The 22,347-nt window shown below is 39.1% G+C and carries 20 protein-coding genes and 1 pseudogene; 13 read left to right on the top strand and 8 right to left on the bottom strand.

Annotated elements, in window-relative coordinates:
- Window position 1: 1 nt before the first annotated feature.
- The 9 genes from hisD (at window position 2) to PARC_RS20630 (ending at window position 7,035) form a co-directional block, all read left to right on the top strand.
- Entirely contained in the window at window positions 2-1,303 is a 1,302-nt protein-coding gene (gene hisD / locus PARC_RS20670) for a histidinol dehydrogenase (protein WP_010552948.1), read from the top strand.
- Window positions 1,293-2,402: a histidinol-phosphate transaminase gene (gene hisC / locus PARC_RS20665; RefSeq protein ID WP_010552949.1), complete on the top strand. Its 1,110-nt coding sequence runs from the start codon at window positions 1,293-1,295 to the stop codon at window positions 2,400-2,402. The genes hisD and hisC overlap by 11 nt, the downstream gene beginning before the upstream one ends.
- On the top strand, window positions 2,399-3,460 hold the full coding sequence (gene hisB, locus PARC_RS20660; protein WP_007580650.1) for a bifunctional histidinol-phosphatase/imidazoleglycerol-phosphate dehydratase HisB: 1,062 nt from the start codon (window positions 2,399-2,401) through the stop codon (window positions 3,458-3,460). Before hisC ends, hisB begins: the two co-directional genes overlap by 4 nt.
- A complete protein-coding gene (gene hisH, locus PARC_RS20655) occupies window positions 3,457-4,047 on the top strand; it encodes an imidazole glycerol phosphate synthase subunit HisH (RefSeq protein ID WP_010552950.1) in 591 nt (196 codons plus the stop codon). Before hisB ends, hisH begins: the two co-directional genes overlap by 4 nt.
- A 33-nt stretch (window positions 4,048-4,080) precedes the next feature.
- Complete coding sequence (locus PARC_RS20650) at window positions 4,081-4,815, top strand: 1-(5-phosphoribosyl)-5-[(5-phosphoribosylamino)methylideneamino] imidazole-4-carboxamide isomerase (RefSeq protein ID WP_010552951.1); 735 nt, start codon at window positions 4,081-4,083, stop codon at window positions 4,813-4,815.
- Window positions 4,797-5,576 carry an imidazole glycerol phosphate synthase subunit HisF gene (hisF, locus tag PARC_RS20645; RefSeq protein ID WP_010552952.1) on the top strand — a complete coding sequence of 260 codons (780 nt, stop codon included), beginning with the start codon at window positions 4,797-4,799 and terminating at the stop codon, window positions 5,574-5,576. The genes PARC_RS20650 and hisF overlap by 19 nt, the downstream gene beginning before the upstream one ends.
- Complete coding sequence (hisIE, locus tag PARC_RS20640; RefSeq protein WP_010552953.1) at window positions 5,567-6,181, top strand: bifunctional phosphoribosyl-AMP cyclohydrolase/phosphoribosyl-ATP diphosphatase HisIE; 615 nt, start codon at window positions 5,567-5,569, stop codon at window positions 6,179-6,181. The genes hisF and hisIE overlap by 10 nt, the downstream gene beginning before the upstream one ends.
- Before the next feature lie 108 nt (window positions 6,182-6,289).
- A complete protein-coding gene (locus PARC_RS20635; protein ID WP_010552954.1) occupies window positions 6,290-6,844 on the top strand; it encodes a hypothetical protein in 555 nt (184 codons plus the stop codon).
- 2 nt (window positions 6,845-6,846) lie between these two features.
- The gene (locus PARC_RS20630; RefSeq protein WP_002960277.1) at window positions 6,847-7,035 is read left to right on the top strand and encodes a DUF1289 domain-containing protein; all 189 of its coding nucleotides are present in this window, start codon (window positions 6,847-6,849) and stop codon (window positions 7,033-7,035) included.
- A 54-nt stretch (window positions 7,036-7,089) separates the two neighbouring features.
- On the opposite strand, the gene PARC_RS20625 is transcribed toward PARC_RS20630, so the two are convergent.
- On the bottom strand, window positions 7,090-7,623 hold the full coding sequence (locus PARC_RS20625; protein ID WP_010552955.1) for a gluconokinase: 534 nt from the start codon (window positions 7,621-7,623) through the stop codon (window positions 7,090-7,092).
- A gap of 150 nt (window positions 7,624-7,773) precedes the next feature.
- On the opposite strand from PARC_RS20625, the gene gntU reads away from it, so the two are divergent.
- Complete coding sequence (gntU, locus tag PARC_RS20620; RefSeq protein WP_010552956.1) at window positions 7,774-9,117, top strand: gluconate transporter; 1,344 nt, start codon at window positions 7,774-7,776, stop codon at window positions 9,115-9,117.
- A 109-nt stretch (window positions 9,118-9,226) separates the two neighbouring features.
- Here gntU and gntR read toward each other — a convergent pair whose 3' ends face one another.
- From gntR to PARC_RS20600, 4 genes are all read right to left on the bottom strand, one after another.
- Window positions 9,227-10,237 carry a gluconate operon transcriptional repressor GntR gene (gene gntR / locus PARC_RS20615; protein WP_010552957.1) on the bottom strand — a complete coding sequence of 337 codons (1,011 nt, stop codon included), beginning with the start codon at window positions 10,235-10,237 and terminating at the stop codon, window positions 9,227-9,229.
- Window positions 10,238-10,442: 205 nt separating this feature from the next.
- Window positions 10,443-12,059, bottom strand: coding sequence for a M56 family metallopeptidase (locus tag PARC_RS20610; protein WP_010552958.1), 1,617 nt, complete (start codon window positions 12,057-12,059; stop codon window positions 10,443-10,445).
- A gap of 11 nt (window positions 12,060-12,070) precedes the next feature.
- Window positions 12,071-12,451 (bottom strand): BlaI/MecI/CopY family transcriptional regulator, encoded by a 381-nt coding sequence (locus PARC_RS20605; protein ID WP_002960288.1) that lies wholly within the window; start codon window positions 12,449-12,451, stop codon window positions 12,071-12,073.
- Window positions 12,452-12,709: 258 nt separating this feature from the next.
- A complete protein-coding gene (locus PARC_RS20600; protein WP_010552959.1) occupies window positions 12,710-13,981 on the bottom strand; it encodes an O-acetylhomoserine aminocarboxypropyltransferase/cysteine synthase family protein in 1,272 nt (423 codons plus the stop codon).
- A 289-nt stretch (window positions 13,982-14,270) separates the two neighbouring features.
- Between PARC_RS20600 and PARC_RS20595 the strand changes: the two genes are divergently transcribed.
- Both PARC_RS20595 and PARC_RS20590 read left to right on the top strand, forming a co-directional pair.
- The gene (locus PARC_RS20595; protein ID WP_010552960.1) at window positions 14,271-14,993 is read left to right on the top strand and encodes a hypothetical protein; all 723 of its coding nucleotides are present in this window, start codon (window positions 14,271-14,273) and stop codon (window positions 14,991-14,993) included.
- Window positions 14,993-15,475 carry a hypothetical protein gene (locus tag PARC_RS20590; RefSeq protein ID WP_010552961.1) on the top strand — a complete coding sequence of 161 codons (483 nt, stop codon included), beginning with the start codon at window positions 14,993-14,995 and terminating at the stop codon, window positions 15,473-15,475. The genes PARC_RS20595 and PARC_RS20590 overlap by 1 nt, the downstream gene beginning before the upstream one ends.
- A gap of 85 nt (window positions 15,476-15,560) precedes the next feature.
- On the opposite strand, the gene PARC_RS20585 is transcribed toward PARC_RS20590, so the two are convergent.
- Window positions 15,561-16,184 (bottom strand): tyrosine-type recombinase/integrase, encoded by a 624-nt coding sequence (locus tag PARC_RS20585; protein ID WP_010552962.1) that lies wholly within the window; start codon window positions 16,182-16,184, stop codon window positions 15,561-15,563.
- Window positions 16,185-16,473: 289 nt separating this feature from the next.
- Between PARC_RS20585 and PARC_RS20580 the strand changes: the two genes are divergently transcribed.
- A complete protein-coding gene (locus PARC_RS20580) occupies window positions 16,474-16,968 on the top strand; it encodes a hypothetical protein (protein ID WP_010552963.1) in 495 nt (164 codons plus the stop codon).
- Window positions 16,969-17,628: 660 nt separating this feature from the next.
- Here the strand turns inward: PARC_RS20580 and PARC_RS20575 are convergent.
- Both PARC_RS20575 and PARC_RS20570 read right to left on the bottom strand, forming a co-directional pair.
- A pseudogene (locus tag PARC_RS20575) lies at window positions 17,629-19,718 on the bottom strand (S46 family peptidase).
- 179 nt (window positions 19,719-19,897) lie between these two features.
- Complete coding sequence (locus PARC_RS20570) at window positions 19,898-21,988, bottom strand: sensor domain-containing protein (RefSeq protein ID WP_010552964.1); 2,091 nt, start codon at window positions 21,986-21,988, stop codon at window positions 19,898-19,900.
- Between the last annotated feature and the right edge of the window lie 359 nt (window positions 21,989-22,347).

Raw genomic sequence — 22,347 nt, 5'->3', positions numbered from 1 at the left:
CATGCTTCGTTGGAATGAGGAATCTTCACAAGTACAAGCAGCGGCGCTAATGCGCCCTGCAGTTTCTGCCAGTGCCAAGGTTGAAGCTATATGCAAAACTATTTTAGCTAACGTAAAAGAGCAAGGCGATGAAGCCTTACTTAGCATGGCTAAAGAGTTTGATAATAGATCTAACCCTCGCTTATGTGTTCCGCTTGATGAAATTAACGCATCAGAGCAAGCACTAAGTGCAGAGCTTAAATACGCAATTGATACCGCTTATGCAAACGTTAAACGTTTTCACGAAGCACAATTGCCAAAAGATATTAAATTATCGACCCAACCAGGCGTTGTATGTGAACTGAAATATCAAGCCATCGAAGCAGTCGGTATTTATGTACCCGGTGGCAGTGCTCCACTGCCATCGTCGGTTATTATGCAGGGTGTATTAGCGCAGTTAAGTGGCGCAAAAACCGTTGTACTTGCTACACCGGTACAAGGTGATAAAGCGATTAACCCTGCTATTTTATATGCAGCTAAGTTATGTGGCATTACTACTTTGATAGAAAGTGGTGGCGCAGGCGCAATTGCAGCAATGGCTTATGGCACCGAATCGGTTCCTAAAGTGAACAAAATATTTGGTCCAGGTAATAGCTTTGTAACAATGGCTAAACAGCTCGTTGCGCAAACTATTCCAGGTATGGCAATTGATATGCCAGCAGGTCCGTCTGAAGTATTAGTTATTGCAGATGAACGTGCGAACCCAGAATTTATAGCCGCCGATTTACTCTCACAAGCAGAGCACGGTGCAGACTCGCAAGTTATTTTATTATGTAACAATGAGAGTATTATAGAGCAAACTCAGCAGGCACTTACACGCCAGTTAGCTAATTTGAGTCGCAAAGAAACAGCCGAGCAAGCGCTCGCTAATTCATCGCTTATTTTGGTTGATTCAATTGAGCAAGCATTTGATGTATCGGCGCAATACGGACCAGAGCACTTAATTTTACAACTAGGCGATGCAACTCCATACCTAGATAAAGTTAAAAACGCAGGCTCAGTATTTGTAGGTGACTACACGCCTGAATCAGCGGGCGATTACGCATCGGGTACTAATCACGTGTTACCAACGTATGGTTACAGTGCAACATACTCGAGCTTAAACTTACTTGATTTTTTTCGTACATACACAGTGCAAACAATTACTAAAAGTGGTTTAACGCAGCTTTCAAAAGCTATTTTACCACTTGCAGATGCAGAAGGCCTTGATGCCCACGCTAATGCGGTTTCAATTCGTTTAGAGGCAATTAAAAATGAGCAATGAGAGCGCACAAGCGTCTAGCTTATTACCTAAAAATATTGCAGCCCTCGCTGCATACAGCTCTGCAAAAAGTGAAAAGTTAACCGGTACTACGTGGCTCAATGCTAACGAAAGCCCGTATGCTAAAAATCTTGAACTGAGTGTTGAAGATTTAAATCGCTACCCCGATCCACAACCGCAACTGGTTATTGACAGGTATGCAGCTTATACAGAGCTTGAAAGCGAAAATGTATTAATGACGCGCGGTGCAGATGAAGGCATTGAGCTTTTAGTGCGCACATATTGTGAACCAGCTGAAGATAGTATTGCGCTATTTTTACCAACCTACGGTATGTACAAAGTAACGGCTGATACACACAACGTTGGCATTAATGCGCTTACCCAAGAGTTATTACTAAATGGCAGTGCTGACGAAATAGTCGCAGCTGCTGGCAACTCAAAACTGGTATTTATTTGTAACCCAAATAACCCAACGGGTAGCTTAACGCCACTAGATAAAGTAAAAGCGATTGCAACAGCACTTGCAGGTAAAGCATTAGTTATTGTTGATGAAGCCTATATAGAGTTTTGCCCTGAGCAAAGCGCGACTAAGCTTATTAATGAATTTAGTAATGTAGTGGTTTTGCGTACGCTTTCTAAAGCCTTTGCGCTGGCAGGCCTTAGAACAGGCTTTACCCTTGCACAAGCAGCAACTCTTGCGCCAATTCGTAAAGTCATTGCGCCGTATCCGGTATCGGGCGTAGTGGCTAGTATTGCAGCCCAAGCAATTGCACCCGATGCAATTACATCAATGCGCCGCCAAGTTACTATTTTAAATAGCTTAAAAGTTAAATTAGTGGATTGGCTAAACGCATCCCCTGCTGCATTAAAAATTCTCACTGGTGAAGGTAACTTTGTTACTTTAAAATTAGCCGATAAAAAATATTTTAAAATTGCACTTGAGCAAGGTTTGGTTATGCGCGCTTTTACGCTATACGGTGAAGACGACTGGCTACGAATTTCAATTGGTAGTGAACAAGAACTTGAACAAGTAAAAATTTGGTTAGATGGCCTACAAACGCCAGCTTCCACAGCATCTTTAGCAGGAAACGAAGTATCATGAGTAACCCTTATTTATTTATCGACCGCGACGGCACTATCATTGAAGAGCCAATTACCGACAAACAGGTAGATAGCCTTGAAAAGCTAGCATTTTTACCTGGCGTTATCCCTGCATTATTACAATTACAAGCTGCAGGTTACCGTTTAGTTATGGTATCTAACCAAGATGGTTTAGGCACAGATAGCTTCCCGACTGCTGACTTTGATATTGCACAAGACAAAATGATGGACATAATGCAAAGCCAAGGCATTAGCTTTGACGAAGTATTAATTTGCCCTCACTTTAACGAGCAAAACTGCGATTGCCGTAAACCTAAAACAGGCTTACTTACCGAGCTTATGCGCTCAGGCAAAGTAGATTTAGCACGCTCTTTTGTTATTGGAGACCGCGAAACTGATATTGGCCTTGCTCAAAACTTATGTTGTGAAGGTATTTTATACGACGGTGATTGGAGTGCGATAGTGACTAAATTGACCACTGCAAACCGCGAAGGTCGTGTTACACGCAATACCAAAGAAACCCAAATTGATGTGGCAATAAACCTAGATCAAACTAAAAATGGCAGCATAGACACCGGGCTTGGCTTTTTTGATCACATGCTTGATCAAATTCGTACGCACGCAAACATTGGTTTAAACATTAAAGCCAAAGGCGATTTACACATAGACGAGCACCACCTGGTTGAAGACATTGGTATTGCTCTTGGTGTTGCACTTAAGCAAGCGCTTGGTACTAAATCGCAAATTGCGCGCTATGGTTTTGCTCTTCCTATGGATGAGTGTAAAGCCGAAGCACAAATTGATTTATCAGGTCGTGCATCATTTGTATTAAACGCTAACTTTAGCCGCGAAAAAGCCGGTGATTTAGACGTACAAATGGTTGAGCACTTTTTCAAAAGCTTAAGTGATAACGCCGCTATTAGCCTTATTTTATCGGTAAGCGACGGTAACTGTCATCACCAAGTAGAAGGTTTATTTAAAGCGTTTTCACGCGCGCTTCGCATGGCAGTAGCACAAGACACGACCCAACAAACAGCCAGCTCTAAGGGATGTTTATGATTGCCATAATTAATACCGGTTGTGCCAATATAAATTCAGTACGTTTTGCGTTTGAACGCTTAGGGCAAACACCAACAGTAATTACTTCACCAGAGCAATTAGCGGGTTTTGAGCGCGCTATATTGCCAGGTGTAGGTCACGCATCAGTTGCTATGAAACGCCTAGTAGATAACGGCTGGCAACAAGCTATAAATGAATACCAGCGCCCGCTTATGGGGATTTGTTTAGGCATGCAGCTACTGTGCGAAAGCACCGAAGAAGGTAACGTACAGTGCCTAGGTAAAATACCAGGGCAAGTAAAAGCGCTTGATGTAGGCAATTTAACGTCGCCGCATATGGGTTGGAATAACTTAAGCGTTAACAAAGAGCATGCATTAACTAAAGGGCTAACGCTTGATGAGCAAGTGTACTTTGTTCACAGCTTTGCGCACACCGTAAACGAAGCCACACTCGTGAGCGGCGAGTACGGTCAAACCTTTTCAGCCATTGTTGCTAAAGACAATTACGCTGGCATGCAATTTCACCCAGAGCGTAGCGCGAAAGTTGGCGCACGTTTATTACAAAATTTTGTTGATTGGCAGTTGTAAGCTGACCATTAACTAACAAAAAAGAGATTATTTGTGATTATTCCAGCATTAGACGTATTACAAAATCAAATTGTGCGCTTGTACCAAGGTAAATACGACACAGCACAGTTTTACCCTTTCGAACTTGGCGCGCGTTTAAAAGAGTACGCCGACAGCGGCGCAGGTAAACTACACCTTGTAGATTTAGAAGGTGCACGCGATCCAAGTAAAAAACAGTGGAAACATATTCAAGCTGCAACCAAAGCACTTAACGTACCTTACCAAGTGGGCGGCGGTATTCGCTCAGAGCAAGATGTAAGTGATTGGCTAAAAGCCGGTGCAAACCAAGTTGTTATTGGTTCAATGGCAGTAGAAAAACGCGAACAAGTAAAAGCCTGGATTGAACAATTTGGCGCAGAACACTTTGTAATTGCCCTTGATGTAAATAAAACAGCCACGGGCTGGGCACCTGCTACACACGGTTGGTTAAGTGAATCTGAATTTGGTTTACTTGAGCTGGTAGATTTTTACGTGGGCTTAGGTGTTATTGACTTTTTATGCACGGACATCAGTAAAGATGGCACCATGACGGGTCCATCGTTTGAGCTTTACGAAGATCTAACTCGCCACAACAGCACAATTAAGGTGCAAGCCTCAGGGGGCGTAAGCTCACTTGACGACATTAAAAAGCTTAAAGAGCTAGGTGTTGGCGGCGTTATTTTAGGCAAATCTCTGCTTGATGGCGCATTTAGCGTTGAGGAGGCATTGGCATGTTATCAAAACGCATAATTCCATGCTTAGACGTTAAAGACAGCCAAGTAGTTAAAGGTGTTAAGTTTAAAGGTCATGAAGTTGTTGGCGACATTTTGACAATGGCTAAAGCCTACAGCGAAGCTGGCGCCGATGAACTGGTTTTTTACGAAATCAGTGCAAGCGTTGAAAAACGCCTACTTGATGTAAACTGGGTAGAAAGTATTGCACGCAATATCGATATTCCATTTTGTGTAGCCGGCGGTATTAAGTCAGTAGCTGATGCAGCGCGTGTTTTAGAGCGCGGTGCTGACAAAATAAGCATTAACAGCCCTGCTATTGCGCGCCCTGAACTTATTAAAGAATTACACGATGAGTTTGGCAAGCAATGTGTTGTAGTCGGCATAGACAGCTTTTTTGATGAAACAACTGGTGAATATTTAGTTTACCAATTAACTGGCGATCCTAATGCATCAAGCCGTACACGTTATAAAACACAAGAATGGGTTAAACGCGTACAAGACCTAGGCGCAGGCGAAATTGTATTAAACTGTATGAACCAAGATGGCGTTCGTAACGGTTACGACAACGAGCAGTTAAGTAAAATTCGCGAGCTATGTAACATTCCTTTAATCGCCTCTGGTGGTGCGGGATCAATGCAAGATTTTGTTGATGTATTTAAACAAAGCAAAGTAGATGGTGCATTAGCCGCCAGCGTTTTTCATAAAAATGTGATTAACATTGGCGAACTAAAACAATTTTTAACCGATAACCAAGTGGCAGCAAGATTATGCAAGTAACACAACAAAACCAAGCTCAAGTCGATTTCGCTAAAAGTGAAATGATCCCTGCTATTATTCAAGATGCCCGCTCTGGTGTTATTTTAATGCAAGGCTTTATGAACAGCGAAGCACTCGCTGTTACGCTTGAGAGTAATAAAGTGACGTTTTACTCGCGTTCAAAATCGCGTTTATGGACTAAAGGTGAGTCATCAGAAAACTACTTAAACGTAGTATCTGTGCATACCGATTGTGACTACGATTCAATTTTAGTACTTGCCAACCCAGAAGGCCCAACGTGCCACTTAGGCACACAAAGCTGTTTTGGTGATGAAGCAAAACCAAGTTTAAGCTTTTTAGCACAGTTAGAAGATGTGATTGTTGCACGTAAAAATGACGACCCTGAAAAAAGCTACACAGCGTCATTATTTGCAAAAGACTTAAGCCGTAGTTGTCAAAAAGTAGGTGAAGAAGGCGTAGAAGTTGCCCTTGCCGCTATGAAACACGATAACGATGAGCTAACAAACGAGTCTGCTGATTTAATTTATCACCTTACCGTATTGCTACAACGCCAAGGCTTAGCCCTTGAAGATGTAGTTAAATGCTTGCAAGGTCGCCATAAATAGCATTAGTTGTGACTAACAAGCAGGCTCATATTTATATGGGCCTTTTTATTTTTACAGTAAATCACGTGTGATATAGTGCGTGGCTAAATTAATCGGTTACTGTGAACTATGAAAAACTATATTACTCCTTCTATTGTCGCATTTATTTTAGTTGTCGCGTTTATTTTAGCGGGCTGTACCAGCAAAACTAATCAGACTACAACTACAGCAGCCACTACTACAACGAATCAGTCTGTAAAAACCACAGTAACACTCGATGAATGCAGCACCATAAATAACCTAATAAATGGTTATGAGTCTGGTTTTAATTTAATCAAAACAGATAAAGTAAATAACCAGTTTACTAATCAATGGCGTACTAATACTCATATTATTGGAGCAAGCTGTACGGTTACTTTAAATAAGTCAGAGCAAGCAAGCTACCAATGCCAAACACCTGTTAATACACAAACGCAAACCGTAAAGTCTCATCAAAAACTGGCTAAGCAATTACGCCAATGCTTAACCAAAACAGGTTGGTTTGAAAGCCAAAAAGAAACAGCAAATTCAATTTACAGCACCTTTGTACTTGATACTAAAACCCCAGTAATTACACTTTCTACTAATCAAGAAGGTAATGGGTTTTCTACTCGCTTTGAAATTGCTCCACCGTTAGGACTTTAATAATGCGCCAATTAAATCAAAACAAAAAACCATCTAAATTTAAAACTGATTGCCTAGGAATATGCGAAAGGCGCAGCGGTTACTGCACCGGTTGTGGGCGTACCAACGAAGAAATTTTTGATTGGATAATATTATCTGAAGATGAAAAAAAAGCGATTTTAGAAACACCACGAGCAGATGCTAACTCATAACAAATAAAGCCCCTGATGTTAGAAGTAACAGTTAACTGATTAACTAAAAACTTTTTACTTGTTGTGGCTATTCATTTTAGTTGCGCTAATACAACTTTCGACTACTTGCTCAAATGAGTTATTAATATCTATATTTATAACATTGGGCTCATCTTCTTTTGGAACTTCTAGCGTTTCAAATTGGCTTTTGAGTAAATCAACAGGCATAAAATGCCCTTTTCTGTCCTGCATACGGCTTTTAACCAGTTCAAAATCACCATAAAGATGTAAAAAGGTAATGCCTATATTTCCGTCACATATTTGTTCTCGGTATTTCTTTTTTAATGCAGAGCAGACTATTACCGCAATTTCATTTTTCTTTTCAATGCTAAATGCAGCATCACGTATTCTTTCTAGCCAAGGCACACGATCAGAATCGTTTAAAGGCTGCCCAGATGACATTTTTAATATATTAGCCTTGGGATGTAAGTCGTCTCCGTCGATAAATTTAGCGCCAATGCGCTTTGCTAATGCATCACCCACACTTGACTTTCCTGTGCTTGAAACCCCCATTACAATATAAACACGACCTACATTTGTGTTACTCATGTATTTACCCTCGCCTTAATTTAATAATTAATTATTTTCAATGTATATATTATATTGAGTTACGGGTAACATGTTACCCGTAACAAATGCGAAAGTGAAGTTAAACACACACTAAACATCATAATTCACACTGAATATAAGTAGGGAAAAATGTCAGATTTATCATTAATACTAACAGCGGCAGGCTCCATATTTTTATTGCTTTTCTTAGTAATGAAAGTACGACTACATGCTGTCGTCTCTTTAATCCTTGTTTCTATGATTGCAGGATTATTCTCAGGAATGAGCCCTGAAATAATTGCCGCTACAATTCAAAAAGGAATGGCCGGAACACTAGGCTTTGTAGCGGTTGTGGTCGCTTTAGGCGCCATGTTTGGCAAAGTAATGGAAGAAACCGGTGCGCTGGATCGTATTGCCCACACACTTTTACACCGTTTTGGAGAAAAAAACGCTAATTGGGCGCTTACCTTTACGGGCTTTATTTGTGCCCTCCCCCTGTTTTTTGATGTAGCCGTCGTACTTTTAATCGGTATTGTTTTTGCAGTGGTAAGAAAAGGCGGTGGCAGCGTTGTTAAAATTGGTATTGGGCTACTTGCTGGAATAGCGTCTTGTCAGGCGTTTCTTATTCCTGCGCCAGGGCCGATTTTGGTTGCCTCTCAATTAGGCGCTGACTATGGTTATATGATTTTATTTGGCCTTATTGCTGCCATACCGGCAATGATTATAGGAGGTCCAATTTGGGGCTCTATTATTTCTAAATCTATTCATGTAGAACTCCCACAGCACGAACAAATCGACGATAACCAAAGAGTGGGTAAAGGCACACCTAGTTTTGGATTAGCATTAGGTTTGATTGCTTTGCCATTAATTATGATTAGTTTAAATACTATTGGTAGTCGCTTTGTTGAAAAAGACTCTGATTTATATAATTGGTTAGCCTTTATAGGTCATCCATTTACTGCAATTTTAGTTGCCTGCCTAATGGCATTTTATTTGCTCGGCGCAAGGCGCGGTGTCCCTAATGCTAGAATCATGGAAATTTGTGGTAGTGCCTTACAACCTGCGGGAATTATTATTCTTGTCACTGGTGCCGGTGGGGTATTTAAACAAGTATTAGTTGATTCAGGAGTAGGTACGGCACTGGGTAATTACTTAGCTGGCTCAGGCTTACCGATTGTAATACTCGCTTTTGTATTATCAGCCGCTGTGCGGGTTATTCAAGGCTCAGCGACAGTAGCTATGCTTACAGCGTGTGGCTTAATTATTCCAATGCTTCAGCCTTTAGGGCTTGATGGAGCGCAGCTTGCCGCTGTCACTATCGCTATTGGTGGGGGCTCTATTGTGCTCTCCCATGTAAACGACTCAGGATTTTGGTTAGCGAGTCGCTATCTCGGTTTGAGCGAAATGCAAACTCTTAAAACATGGACAGTAATGGAAACCATTATTGGTACTGTTGGCGCACTTGTCGCTATGATTATTTCTCTGTTTTTGTAAAATTACAGTATGTAGAGTTATCATCACACACATAAAAATTACCTGAGCCTTTTGTTATTTAGGCTCAGGTAATTAAGCTTATGTAATTAGGCTCATATAATTAGAGTATTTAAACACTTTCACCTAGATGAACTATATAACCAGTATCAATTACTTGCTCATAATTCATGCTAGTATCCAAATCGGAATTAATCCGGCTCAACAACTCTCTTCCCGCAACATTACCTATCTGATAACGAGGGGTGATCACACTTGCTAATTGAGGCACCATTGCTTGGCCAATATCATGACCATGAAAACCCACAACCCCCATTTGGCTAGGCACTAAAATATTGTTTCGCTGGCACTCAAAAATAGCCCCAATTGCTAAATCATCATTAGTACAAAACAAACAGTCAGTATTTGGGTATTCGGCACGCGCTTTTTGTAAAAGTTCAGCGCCTAAACTGTAAGATGAAGCTTGATCAGTCATCACACTTTTAGGCGTAAAGCCTTTAGCTAACATAGCATCTGAATAACCTTGAAATTTTAGGCGTGTTCGTACATCGAGCCTTGCTCCAATATAAACAATATTGCGATAGCCTTTATTTAAAAGTGCTGTCGTCATATCAAAAGCTGCTTTAACGTTATCAAAACCAACCGCTTGTTGCATAGGAGAGTGATGAGTATCCATTATTTCAATCACAGGTACGCCTGACATTTCAATCATTTTTAGCGTTCTGTCTGTGTGTGTGGTTTCTGATAAAATTAAACCATCAACGTGGTACGACAATAAATACTCAACCCGTTTTTCTTCAATTTCAGGGTTGTAACCATAATGGGCCAACATTGTTTGATACCCTGCAGGCCCTGTTACATCTTCAATACCTCTTATAACTTGAGCAAACACGTGATTCGTTAACGATGGAACGAGTACACCAATAGAGTAGCTTTTAGCATTAGAGAGTAAATCAGGGGCTTTATTTGCAATGTAACCTAGCGTATCAATAGCTGCACTAATTTTAGTGCGAGTAGACTCTGATACTTTTTCGGGATTACGTAAATAACGACTCACCGTCATTTTGGTTACACCAACCGCATCGGCAATATCTTGAAGAGAAGAACGTTTGTTTTTTTTCATCACACACAATTAAATAAAATGTTACTTGTAACATACCAACTATTGTGAAAAATCACTACTTTTAGCCATTTTTATTTAGGTTATCACTAAGCGATTACCCAAGAGATTTAAATAACCTAGACCTATTTTAATGAATAAATCTGTATTTGTACCAATAACATTAAACAGAGGCTCAGATACTCCGAGCCTCATCGTAATTAAAAACTTATAGCAATCTCAACAATTGCGAACCAGGTACGCCGCTTTGTGGTAATAACGCGGGGGTAACTGCAAATACTTCTGGAATTTTACTTTTAATTTCATCCATCTTTTTACGGTTATTTTGTTTATCATAAACATAATATTTAAGGATATTTCCGTATACATTGTCTTTTGCATCAACCTGCTCTAGGGTTTTTAATGCTTTATCGTAATCAGCAAGGTAAATGTATGCCAGTGCTAAGTTATCAGCAGAGCCAACATGTAGCTTCCCTTCAAGCTGTTTTGATAAATCTTCAAGCTCTGCAACAGCAAGCTCATAACGCCCTAGCTGTATATAGGCCGTTGCTAGTGAATTTTTTAAAAAGTAAGGCGGGTTACTGCCCGGCTCGTACCATTTTTCGTAAGCACTCAGTATGTCATCATATTGCTCAAGTTTAGAGTAAACGTGATTTAGCAGCCTAAAGCTTTGTAGTTTGATTTCAGCTTCTTCAAAACCAGTAAGTTTGTCTCTATTCAAGTGCCAATCTTGAATGCCTTGCGCAGCTTGGCTTAACAGTTCAGGGTTATCACTTTTTGCCCCAGCAGCGCTTTTTAGAAGCTGTGCAAGTTGTTGTTTATATTCTTCACTTTTAACAGGAGCCTGAGACGTATTATTACTTTGCTGTTTGTTATCTGAACTACCGTCTACAATTTGCGCTGCAGCTAAAGCACTAAAAGACATTGCCGCCGCAACCATAACCAAATATTTACTTTTCATTGTTTTTTCCTTGTTTAACATTTTGATCCTCTGAATATTAAAACTCTTAGAATGAGCAATATTCAAAAGTGGGGGGGTAAAAAAGTTAGGCGAGCTTTTAGCACTTTGCTCTTGTAGCAATAAACTGGCTAAATCCAATTGGTATTTACCTTTTAGCTTTTGCATACACAACTCATCACAGCTAAGTTCGAGTTGCTCTTTTGCTAAACCAGTTAACTTTAAGCAAATAGGATTCCACCAAAAAACGCTTTCTATAAAACAAATAAGCCACGTCCAATAAATATCACCTTGTTGTAAATGAGTTACCTCGTGTTGAATGACTGAATCTAATTCTTTACGGTGTGTCATCGTCGACTCTAACCAAATAACAGGCTTTATTAACCCGGTAGCAAAAGCAGGTTCTGTATGGGTTGTTAGTCTAATTGGATACTGATTGTTAATGTGGTTAAGTTCAGGACTTGGCTTTGAGTTAATGTATAAATTTTTTATAAGCTTTACATATAAGCCCACGCGTAATAAAAACAGTCCAAAACCACTAACAAGCAAAATAATAAAAATATTACTCATTGATGGAACAAAGTCCCACATACTCTGCTTACTTAGTAGCGTGTTCGGAGTCGTTGTGTGTAAGGTATCTGGTATTAACACTTTTATATCGGGAACAATTTGCGCCACATTTAATGTGTAACGTTCTGATCCTTCAAAAAATGATAACTGAGATAAGTATTGCCAAGGGACAAACCAACATGCCAAGGCAATCATTAAAATGTAAAAGTTTAATCGTGCTGGGGCATTTTTAAGCCCTTTTACTGTAAGCAAAATACATAAGCTAATAAGTGTGCAAGTTAGTAAATAATCCGTCATTACCCTCTCCTTTAATCTAACTTCTTATTTTTTAAAAGCGTTTGTAAATATTCTATATCTTCATCATTTAGCTTTTCTTCTTTGATAAAGTGGGCAATTAAACTACGAGAATTACCTTTAAAAAATCGTTGCATAAAACTAGGCATAGCTTGCTCCGATAATGTGTCTTGAGTAACTATTGTTCTAAAAACAATAGCTCGCCCTTCATGTCCACAACGCTCAATCGCTCCTTTGTGTTCTAACCTATCTACAATAGTTTTAACTGTTGTATAGGCTACTTTTTTATCTTTTTGCTTATCAGCTAAAAGCACCTTATGTAGTTGACTCGCGGTACAGGGTTCTTCCTGCCAGAGCAGCTGCATAATATCCATTTCAAAATCACTAAGTTTCATTGTCGCCCCTATTACTACGCTTGTAGTGGTACTGTTACAAATGTAGTAGTAAGTAATCTTAGTGTCAATACAAAATTGACATGTGAATAAAAAACAAGCGGTAAAAATATAAAAGTCTTGGGAAGGTTTTATAAAAAAGGTAGATAAAATAAAGAGGTATACTTATTAATAGATTTTAGAAAAACATAAAAAACGATAGTTTATTTTCAACTAACGCTTTTTATGCTTTAAAGTTTTTTATGAAAGGTAGTGAGGTAACTATGCTTTATCGAGCGCTTGGCTTACATCGGCAATTATGTCTGCAATGTTTTCAATACCAACCGACAAACGAATTAAATCGCGGCTTACGCCCGCATTAGCAAGTTCTTCATCATTTAATTGGCGGTGTGTAGTTGACGCAGGATGGCACGCAAGCGACTTGGCATCGCCAATATTAACCAATCGTAAAATCATATTTAGCGCATCAATAAAACGAGTCCCTGCCTCTAGCCCACCTTTAATTCCAAAGCTTAAAATACCCGATGCTTTACCACTGGTGATTTTTTGGCTCATTTCGTTATACGGGCTTGATTTTAATCCTGCGTAATTAACCCAAAGCACTTTTGGGTGATTTTCTAAATACTCAGCCAGATGCTGTGCATTTTCGCAGTGGCGATCCATTCTTAAGCCTAAGGTTTCAAGGCCGATTAAAATGTCAGATGCGTTTTTAGGCGCAAGCGCTGCGCCGGTATTTCTAAGTGGCACTACTCTGCAGCGTCCAATAAATGCAGCTTCAGCAAAGGCTTCGGTATAAACCACGTTGTGATACGACGGATCGGGCTCGTTCATCATTGCAAAACGCGTAGCATTCGCTTTCCAATCAAATTTTCCTGAGTCGACAATCATGCCGCCAATGGCAGTACCGTGCCCGTTTATATACTTTGTCAGTGAGTGGACCACTATATCGGCGCCCAGCTCAAATGGGCGGCACAAATACGGCGTAGCCACGGTATTATCAACAATAAGCGGCACACCTTTGCTGTGTGCAATGTGTGCTAAACGTTCAATATCAACAATATTACCTGCCGGATTACCAATAGATTCACAAAAAACAGCGCGGGTGTTGTCGTCAATTGCATTCTCGAACGCGCTAAAGTCATCAGCTTTAATCATGCGTGCTTCAATACCTTGCCTAGGTAAGGTATGTGCAAATAAGTTATACGTACCACCATACACTTGGCTGGTACTTACAATATTAGTGCCTACTTCACACAAACATTGAATAGCATACGTAATAGCAGCCATCCCAGAGGCGACAGCTAGCCCACCAATGCCCCCTTCCATTGCAGCAACACGTTGTTCAAGTACAGCATTGGTCGGGTTCATTATGCGGGTGTAAATATTTCCAGGTACTTTTAAATCGAATAAATCAGCGCCATGCTGCGTGTTATCAAATGTATAAGATGAAGTGTGATAAATAGGCACGGCTGCCGATTTGGTCGTAGCCTCAGATTCGTAACCGTGGTGCAGTGCTAATGACTCTAATTTCATAATTATTTCCTTCAATTAATTTACCACTAAGCTAGCACTTCTTGTTTATAAAATGCACATGAAATATTTTAAAGGGTGTTGAAGTGATTTGATTTAAGTTAAAGGCAGCTCGGAGCGATAACCGGACGGTCATCTTTTTATATCAAATGCATTTAAGATTTCCCTGACTTGATGTAAATAGTAATTTGACTCTTATATAAGGAATGATATGAGTATCGTGAGATAAGGTTTACTTAGCTACTTTATGTTAATGTAAATAAGGTAATAATTAATTTTTAAGGTTGAAGTAATGGAATATAACAATCTATCCAAGCTTGTAAAAAAAGTTCTCAAAACAGATCAAAGTGGTAATACAACAATGCCCTCAAGACGCGAAATGACAAGCAAAATTTTTGCGTTTATTATGCTTATTCCTGGAATTACTAGCATTGTGATGACTGTCACAAGCGAAGGAGGGGAAAGTATTTTCTTCGCGATTTCGGCAAGCTTCTTTTTAGGTATATCTATATTGCTTTTTGGTCAAAAGAGCCGTTTAGAGTTTAACGGGACAGAAAAACAGCTTAATTTAAAAACCGCATTATGGGGTTGCTTTCAAAGAAGTAAAGTTGTTACATCGTTTGATACACTATCATTTGAATTAAGTAGTATAGGCGCGCAAGGCCCTTATCAAATTAAGTTTGTTGATCAGTTATATGAATTTAAACAGTATACAGATGCTAAGATGTTCATTTCGTTTTTATATACGAAATATAATACTACTGCTGTTGAAACCATATCGGATTGGCCTAATAAAACACCGATAAGGTTTGCTCAAAGTGAATTATATAGCTCACCTCAAATTACTCATGATACTAAAAAAGCTAATTCAAACTCTCATCTGGAAGATGTAGATTTTAATAGTGAAGATCTTGTTTTCATTGAAATATGGGATCGCAAATCGCTAATAAAACTATCCTTGCCATTTTTTGTTTTTACAGCCATTGCTGGCTTAGTTAAATACGGAGTGCTGTAATGTATTTTAAAGAACTATCTAGTGAGCTAGCTATTTATCGACAACCAAGGTTAACTAGATTATTGCTAGTTTTGTTGTGTGGTTTCTTTTTATTTATCGGACTAATTAATGTGTTCAATTCTGATGAAGCAAAATCATTACCGATATGGGTATCTGGGTTTATATGCTGGCTAGGGTGGAGTGGTCTGTTTGGTGGCTATGTATGTCGTTTTGATCTCGCAAAGCAAACCTTGGAATTAAAGTCGAGTAGTTTATATACTATTTTTAAACGTGTGTATAAACTATCAGATATTAAAGGCTTTAAAGCTATACCTAGAAAAGGCTACACACATGACTATAGATTATATGCAGTGTTAACTGATAATACTCATATTGCTTTCGCAAACTACAAAGGACGAGGATTTGCAGTTAAGGAGTGTATAAAAATGGCTGAGTTTGTCAGTAAGCCTTATCAAATCAATATTGATACAGCTCCATTATAATTTTCTTAGAACAAAGTAGCGTGGATTAACATTTTTTTAGAAACCAATGCCAGACGCTTACTTCAGGTCTGGCATTGGTTCAAACTTAAGCATCGATCTGTTCTGATACTTCTAACGCATCATCAACTTCTATTCCCAAGTATCTGACAGTGCTCTCTAGTTTTCTATGGCCAAGTAGAAGCTGACAGGCTCTTAAATTTTTAGTTTTTTTGTAAATTAGTGATGGTTTGGTACGTCTCATTGAATGAGTACCATATTGAGTCTTATCTAACCCAATTGAGGTGACCCAAGAGTCAACTATACGTCCATATTGACGGGTTGAGAGGTGTGCAGAAGAATGAACTCGTGACTTAAATAAGTAATCATAAGAATTGAGACTAAATTGCTCTATGAGCGCCACAATTGAGATCCTTGTATTTCCAGTAATTTCAAATTGAACAGGCATACCAGTCTTTTTTTGAACGACTATTGCCCTTGATTGGATTGTTTTACCATGTGCGATGTCGTTAACTTTTAGTGAAACTAAATCACATCCTCTTAGTTTGCTATCTATGGCTAGGTTAAATAGTGCTAGATCTCTTATTTTATGAAAAAGTTCCAGTCGTATTCGGATAGCCCATATTTGCTGTAATTTTAGTGGTAACTTTTGTCCTACAAGCTTATTTTTATTCCAAGGCTCTTTAGGCTGATATATTGTTAACTGATGCATTAGTTGTACTCCGGTGTTTATGGAGTTTTAAGCTTAGCTCGCTACAAAAAAATTCAGGTATGAGCGAGAAGCCGTCACTTAGGTAAGTTGTCATTAACTTAGTAAGAATAAGAGGAAAATTTGCTTTTTTTACATGTTTATATAAGCAGCAGGAAGAGTAATATTTATAGTTGGCAATAGTTTACGCCATTTGCTATTAATATAAGTTCATATAATAAGGACGTTTTCGCGCTAAAATAGGGAAAGTGTCCTCTGATAAAGTTGTTATACGTTTCCGGAGGATTTGGCATTGGAAGAACTAGTTCAGAAATTAGCTTCAATTGATGAGTTGGAAACTTGGAAGCAACATTGCCAAGGTTACAGTTCCCAAGAGAAGAAAGCTGCGTTCGAGCGTGCTCAATCGCTGTGGATTGCAAGAAAAGTGTCAGAGAATACTCTCTATCTTCATCCCGAAGTTATCTCAGATCTTCATAAGCAAAACTGGCTCCCAAATGATCTGCAAAAGCGCATGATATGGGCAAGTGTGTTGGTTTCTGGTGAGGGTAGCGATAGTAGACAACGTTTCAAGTCTATCAAAGCTAGCTTACTTAAGAGGCATGGTAGAGATTGGTGGGAAGATGTCTATAAACGTCAAAAACCTGCATTTGCTGCTAAAGAACGTATTCGTAATCAAACGGCTTCAAACGGTGCTGCTGTTAATATGCTTATGGCAAAAACTCACTTATTCGGTGATATTGCTAGAGACCAAATACACAGTGCATTGAGCATGGTTCCTAAGTGGTAAAAAACGTATAATAAATCGTTTAAGACATATTCTCAACGCTTGGCATTTTTTATTCTATCGTTGGGTTTCGTGTTTAAGGTGGTATGGTTAGGTTCATTGGTAGCGTTGCTCACTACTTAATGCAGCGTTATGTTTAAAAAGGTTTCGCGGCCACTAACCGCGATTTGTCGCCTAGTAAGCGGCTAAAGGGCTATCTCGCGTTGTGAGGCTCACCATATCTCGGGTCGAGGGTGAGCAGAAGTAGTCCGACGAGTAAGCTCATACTAGTTAGAGTAACCTCGACCGCTTGCAAGGCGGTATATAAAAAACGAGTCTTTTATGACTCAAGCGCTTGAGTCGCTCTAATGGGGTCAAACCATGAAAGCTACACTCAGCATCGAAGTAAAGATTGATTTAGCTAAGGTAATATATGCCTTAACGGGCTTATGTATTGCTATAGCCAATATCATCCAATACTTCTAAAAGTCCTACGGGGTGTTGCAAGCACTCCGTAGGCATTATCCATATAAGAACTTCAAACGGAGAAAATACAGTTGGCTGTTAATTGGACGTTACCACCGTCCGCTCATGGCACTTAGCAGTCATAAATAAGCGAATCAAATACCAACAAAAAAGGCGCTTCCTTTACGGTAAGCGCCCTTCTGTTATCTCACTAATTGCTTATTTTACGATTGTCATTTCGTCCAACAAGTTTTGTGCATTATCTACTTTATCCATTACCCACAGCATGTAGCGCGAATCAACGTGGATTGAGCGATTAAGCTCAGGGTTGTAATCCCAGTCACCAATAATACTTTCGTAAACACCGTCAAACAGTAAGCCTACAAGCTCTGCTTTGCCGTTAAGTGTTGGCGAACCTGAGTTACCACCAGTAGTGTCTACATTAGATAGAAAGTTAACAGGTACTGTATTCATGCCACCTGTGTAATCACCATAAAGCTTGGCTTTAATTTGCTCTTGTAACTTTTTAGGTGCATTAAATGGGTCAACATCGGTGTTTTTAGCTAGTAATCCTTCAAGCGAGGTAAAGGGTGTTGCTACCAAGCCGTCTTGAGGTGAGTAGCCGCCTACGGTGCCATAGGTAACACGGAGTGTGCTGTTGGCATCGGCGTATACAGGTTTGTTTTTAGCTTTGTTAAACGCAATGATTGCGCTCATTAGCTCTGGGCGAGCTGCTTGTAATTTACCTGCCAGTGCTTTTGATTTATCTTCCTCTGCTTTCATTACTTTAAATATTGCTTTAGCGTACTGCACAAATGGGTCTTGGCTTTGATTTAGCTGGCTAAACGATTGCTCAAACAATGAATTGCGAACAGTGGCATTATCGAGTCTTGACTGCTCATACATGCTATCAAGTAACGCGCTTTGGGTTGCTTTATCAAACCCATTTTGTACTTTAAATACGTTATCAACGTCGCTAAAACGCTCTTCTTTTGGAAGTGCTGCATACAGTTCTAAAAAGTGCAGTAAAATAGCTTTGTCTACTTTGCTATCATAACGGCGCGTCATGCGCTCAAGCCCTGCTTTAATGCGAGGTAAGTCACGTTCTTGATAACCAGATTCACGTTCGCTATTTGGCTGTTGCTTTTCATAAGCTAGGCGGTATAAACGTCGTGCTGTGCTGATCATTTGTGAGCGGTGTACATAACCTAACATACGGTCGCGTTCACTGTGCTCTTGTGATTGCGCAATTAGCTCAGATAGCTCACCTAATACGCTTCCGTATTGTTCTTTACGCTCACCATCACTATTGATCCATTGTGTTAGGTCTTGCTCAAACTGTTTTTTGCGCTCAAGCATAGTGCCTTTTTTGAAGCTTTCGATCATCGAACCATAGTTTTTAATATAGTTGTTATAACCTGCAATGGTACTTTCGTAAGCAATACGCGCTTTACTGCCGTCTTCTGAGTTTTCTTCAATAAGCGACACGTATTTTGAGTTATGAACGCGTGCTTTAGGGTAGCTGTCGTTAAATACGTTATCTACCTCTGTTGCTATACGGTAGCGGTTAGTACGTCCTGGGTAGCCTGTAACCATTACGAAGTCGCCTTCTTGCACGCCTTTGGCACTTACTTTTAGGTAAGAGTCTGGTACGTAAGGTACGTTGTCTTCGCTGTACTCTGCTGGTTTTCCATCTTTGCCTACATAAGCGCGGTAAAAACCAAAGTCGCCAGTATGGCGCGGCCACATCCAGTTATCTATATCGCCGCCGTATTTACCTACGCCCATTGCCGGTGCATAAGTTAAGCGTACGTCTTTAATTTCAAGTGACTTAATTAGGTAAAACTCTAAACCACCATGAAACGAATACACATTACAACGATAGCTTTCGTCGGCTTCACACTGGGCTACTAGCGCTTTTTCATTTTTTCGAGTGCGTCGTAGCGTGCTTTTGCTGTTAACTCGTTAGTACCTTTAATTACTTCATCTGTTACGTTGGTGACCGTTTTTGTTACATAGACGCGTGAGCCCGGCGCTGCAGGTAAATCTTCTGTAGGACTTTTAGCTAAAAAGCCATTTTCTAAAATATTGTTTTCAGGCGTTGAGTTGTATTGTACCGAGCCATAAACACAGTGATGATTTGTGACCACTAAGCCTTTTGGCGATACAAACGATGCTGTACAGCCACCTAGGCTAATTACCGCATTCATTGGGAATTCGGTTAATTTAGAAATAGATTCAACATCAATTTCAAGCCCTTTGGCTTTTAAAATTGATTCTAACTCTGGAAGTTGGTGTGGTTGCCACATGCCTTCGTCGGCTAAGGCACTACTTGAAAGTGATAAAGAAAATGTGGCTACTAATGTAGCTACAAGAGGTTTTAAACGCATTATAGAATCCTTTTTATTTGTTTCTATAACAGGTTACTCGCGATGGGACAATAAGGTCAATAGCCGTGCAATGAATTGTTACAATCGAGTGTTTAATCTTACTTTTTATCAAAATTCATCGAAAAATCAAGAAACTGTTTTGCTGGTATTGGTTTACTAAAATAGAAGCCTTGCATAAAATCACAACCCAATTCGTTCAATAAAGTATGCTGCTCTTTTGTTTCTACACCTTCGGCTACCACTGTCAGTCCTAAGCTGTGTGACATGGCAATAATTGCCTTTACGAGATTACAATCTTCATTGTTTAGTACAATACCGTCAATAAAACTTCTATCTATTTTGAGTACATTAAAAGGGTATTCTCTCAAATAACTTAATGATGAATAGCCTGTACCAAAGTCATCCATTGATAAGTTAATCCCTAATGCTGTAATTTCAGTCAGTATATCAACAACATTAGTGTGGCAACTCATCAGTACTCCCTCAGTAATTTCAAGCTCTAAACTTTCGGGATTTACGTTTGCATCAATAAGTGAGTTTTGAATAAAGCGCAGTAGTCCTGAATCTCTAAATTGACGAGGAGATAAGTTAACTGCCATTGTATATTTTTGTTCGCGTTTACAGGTGCTTTGCCACTCATTTAAAAAATGTAATGCTTGGCTAATTACAAATTTACCAATAGGTACAATTAATCCTGTATTTTCGGCAATAGGTATAAACTCATCGGGTGTTACATTGCCTAACTCAGGGTTATGCCAGCGTAATAACGCTTCAGCACCAATGATATGTTTATTTTTAACATCTAATTGAGGTTGGTAATATAGTTCGAATTCATTACGCTCAAGGGCACCACTCATTTGCTCTTCAATTGATAAACGCCGCTGGATTACTACATTCATTTGCTTTGCAAAAAAAGAATAGGTGTTCCGGCCTAATGCTTTAGCTTGATACATTGCGGTATCTGCGTTACGCAGTAAATCCGAAGCTGAACTGCCATTTTCAGGATACATAGCAATGCCAGCGCTCAACGTAACCATTAATTCGCGGCCTTCTATTTTAAATGGTTCTCTAAAGTTTTTAAGTAACTTATCAACTATACGCAGCGCACTTTTTGCACAAGTTAAATCTGGTAATAATACAATGAACTCATCGCCTCCTAACCTTCCTACCATATCGTTATCACTGATAGTTCGCTGGAGTCTTGCAGCAGCTTGAATTAATAGTTTATCGCCAACTTCGTGTCCAAGTGAGTCGTTAATTTTTTTAAAATCATCTAAATCAAGAAAACATACAGCGGCATTACCTTTATTTTCATCTGCATCTTTCAAAATTTTTGATAACTTATCTAGCGCTAAAAACCGATTAGGAAGTAATGTTAAGCTATCAAAATAGGCTTGATGGCGTATTAGCTCATCTGATTTATGTTGTTCGGTAATATCACGAACAATAACCATGACTTGCTCATATTGAGGTACATGATTTACACGGGCTTCAAAATATACAGTGCCTTTAGGTAGTCTAAGTTCGTACTCAAAGCTAACCATTACTTTTTGTTTTAGTGCTTGGGCAATATTAATCTGAAATTTAATCGCAATTTCATCAGGTAATACAGCAAACATGCTTTTACCAATAAATTCATTAGGATTAACATAGAGGTTATTCTCATTGCTGGCGTGATAGTCAACAATAGTGCCATCTTCTTGCATTAAGAAGAATAAATCAGGAATCGCTTCGAATATGGTTTCAAGCATTTTTTCTTTGAAAACAGCCTGCCCTTGGGCCTTTTTTACATCGGTTAAATCAATATCTATGCAATACATTTGTTTAATATTATATTGATTTATAAACATCACATGGCTTGAATACACACACACCTGTGTACCATTCTTACGCTGTAAGGTAATTTCTGCTGCAGGAATTTCTGTACCGTTGTTAAGCCAATTAGTATGAGCCGATACAACCGCGTCTTGCATTGGGGTAGGAATAATTAAATCTTCTAGTTTTTGTCCAGCAGCTTCTTGTGCATTATACCCATAAAGATACTCACTACCTTTATTCCAATAAATCACACGTCGTTGTTCGTCATATCCTTGCACAGAAATAGCATTAACCGCATCAAATAATTGATGAAGAGGGTCGTTTGTAACAAACTGATGAGTTAACGCATTTACAACTTTATCTATTTTCATTTCGATGACAAGGATCAAGAAAAACTTACTAATAATAATAGTATTTAATGACTAATTTTTCTCTAAAAAATGTATTTATATTAGTAATTAATTTGATTTTAGCAACAAAACAAGTCAACAGCTCATTTTTCATACATACATTTCATGTAAATAGGTGCTTTTTAAGACAAAATGTAGCTGCCGGCTCTGAATTATCAGGCCTAATAGCTTACTCTATTTTTTTATAATACCAATTTAGTCTTAAAATTATTTTTGATAAACTTAGTAGAAAGAATATGAAAATTTCCCCTGTTAACATCATTCCATTTTTTTAACATATCTATATTTTTAATACGCTACGATTTCCAGTTTTATTATTT

The sequence above is a fragment of the Pseudoalteromonas arctica A 37-1-2 genome, assembly GCF_000238395.3.
Lineage (GTDB): Bacteria > Pseudomonadota > Gammaproteobacteria > Enterobacterales > Alteromonadaceae > Pseudoalteromonas > Pseudoalteromonas arctica.
The sequence above is the reverse complement of the archived record's forward strand: the minus strand, read 5'-3'. Positions and strand labels throughout refer to the sequence as shown.

What these genes read in the sequence shown, in the direction of transcription:
- hisIE (WP_010552953.1), top strand. Translation starts at nt 5,567, where the DNA reads ATGCAAGTAACACAACAAAACCAAGCTCAAGTCGATTTCGCTAAAAGT.
- PARC_RS20600 (WP_010552959.1), bottom strand. Translation starts at nt 13,981, where the DNA reads ATGAAATTAGAGTCATTAGCACTGCACCACGGTTACGAATCTGAGGCT.
- hisB (WP_007580650.1), top strand. Translation starts at nt 2,399, where the DNA reads ATGAGTAACCCTTATTTATTTATCGACCGCGACGGCACTATCATTGAA.
- PARC_RS20605 (WP_002960288.1), bottom strand. Translation starts at nt 12,451, where the DNA reads ATGAAACTTAGTGATTTTGAAATGGATATTATGCAGCTGCTCTGGCAG.
- PARC_RS20625 (WP_010552955.1), bottom strand. Translation starts at nt 7,623, where the DNA reads ATGAGTAACACAAATGTAGGTCGTGTTTATATTGTAATGGGGGTTTCA.
- PARC_RS20570 (WP_010552964.1), bottom strand. Translation starts at nt 21,988, where the DNA reads ATGAAAATAGATAAAGTTGTAAATGCGTTAACTCATCAGTTTGTTACA.
- hisD (WP_010552948.1), top strand. Translation starts at nt 2, where the DNA reads ATGCTTCGTTGGAATGAGGAATCTTCACAAGTACAAGCAGCGGCGCTA.
- PARC_RS20610 (WP_010552958.1), bottom strand. Translation starts at nt 12,059, where the DNA reads ATGACGGATTATTTACTAACTTGCACACTTATTAGCTTATGTATTTTG.
- PARC_RS20585 (WP_010552962.1), bottom strand. Translation starts at nt 16,184, where the DNA reads ATGCATCAGTTAACAATATATCAGCCTAAAGAGCCTTGGAATAAAAAT.
- hisH (WP_010552950.1), top strand. Translation starts at nt 3,457, where the DNA reads ATGATTGCCATAATTAATACCGGTTGTGCCAATATAAATTCAGTACGT.
- PARC_RS20630 (WP_002960277.1), top strand. Translation starts at nt 6,847, where the DNA reads ATGCGCCAATTAAATCAAAACAAAAAACCATCTAAATTTAAAACTGAT.
- hisC (WP_010552949.1), top strand. Translation starts at nt 1,293, where the DNA reads ATGAGCAATGAGAGCGCACAAGCGTCTAGCTTATTACCTAAAAATATT.
- gntU (WP_010552956.1), top strand. Translation starts at nt 7,774, where the DNA reads ATGTCAGATTTATCATTAATACTAACAGCGGCAGGCTCCATATTTTTA.
- PARC_RS20635 (WP_010552954.1), top strand. Translation starts at nt 6,290, where the DNA reads ATGAAAAACTATATTACTCCTTCTATTGTCGCATTTATTTTAGTTGTC.
- PARC_RS20595 (WP_010552960.1), top strand. Translation starts at nt 14,271, where the DNA reads ATGGAATATAACAATCTATCCAAGCTTGTAAAAAAAGTTCTCAAAACA.
- PARC_RS20590 (WP_010552961.1), top strand. Translation starts at nt 14,993, where the DNA reads ATGTATTTTAAAGAACTATCTAGTGAGCTAGCTATTTATCGACAACCA.
- hisF (WP_010552952.1), top strand. Translation starts at nt 4,797, where the DNA reads ATGTTATCAAAACGCATAATTCCATGCTTAGACGTTAAAGACAGCCAA.
- gntR (WP_010552957.1), bottom strand. Translation starts at nt 10,237, where the DNA reads ATGAAAAAAAACAAACGTTCTTCTCTTCAAGATATTGCCGATGCGGTT.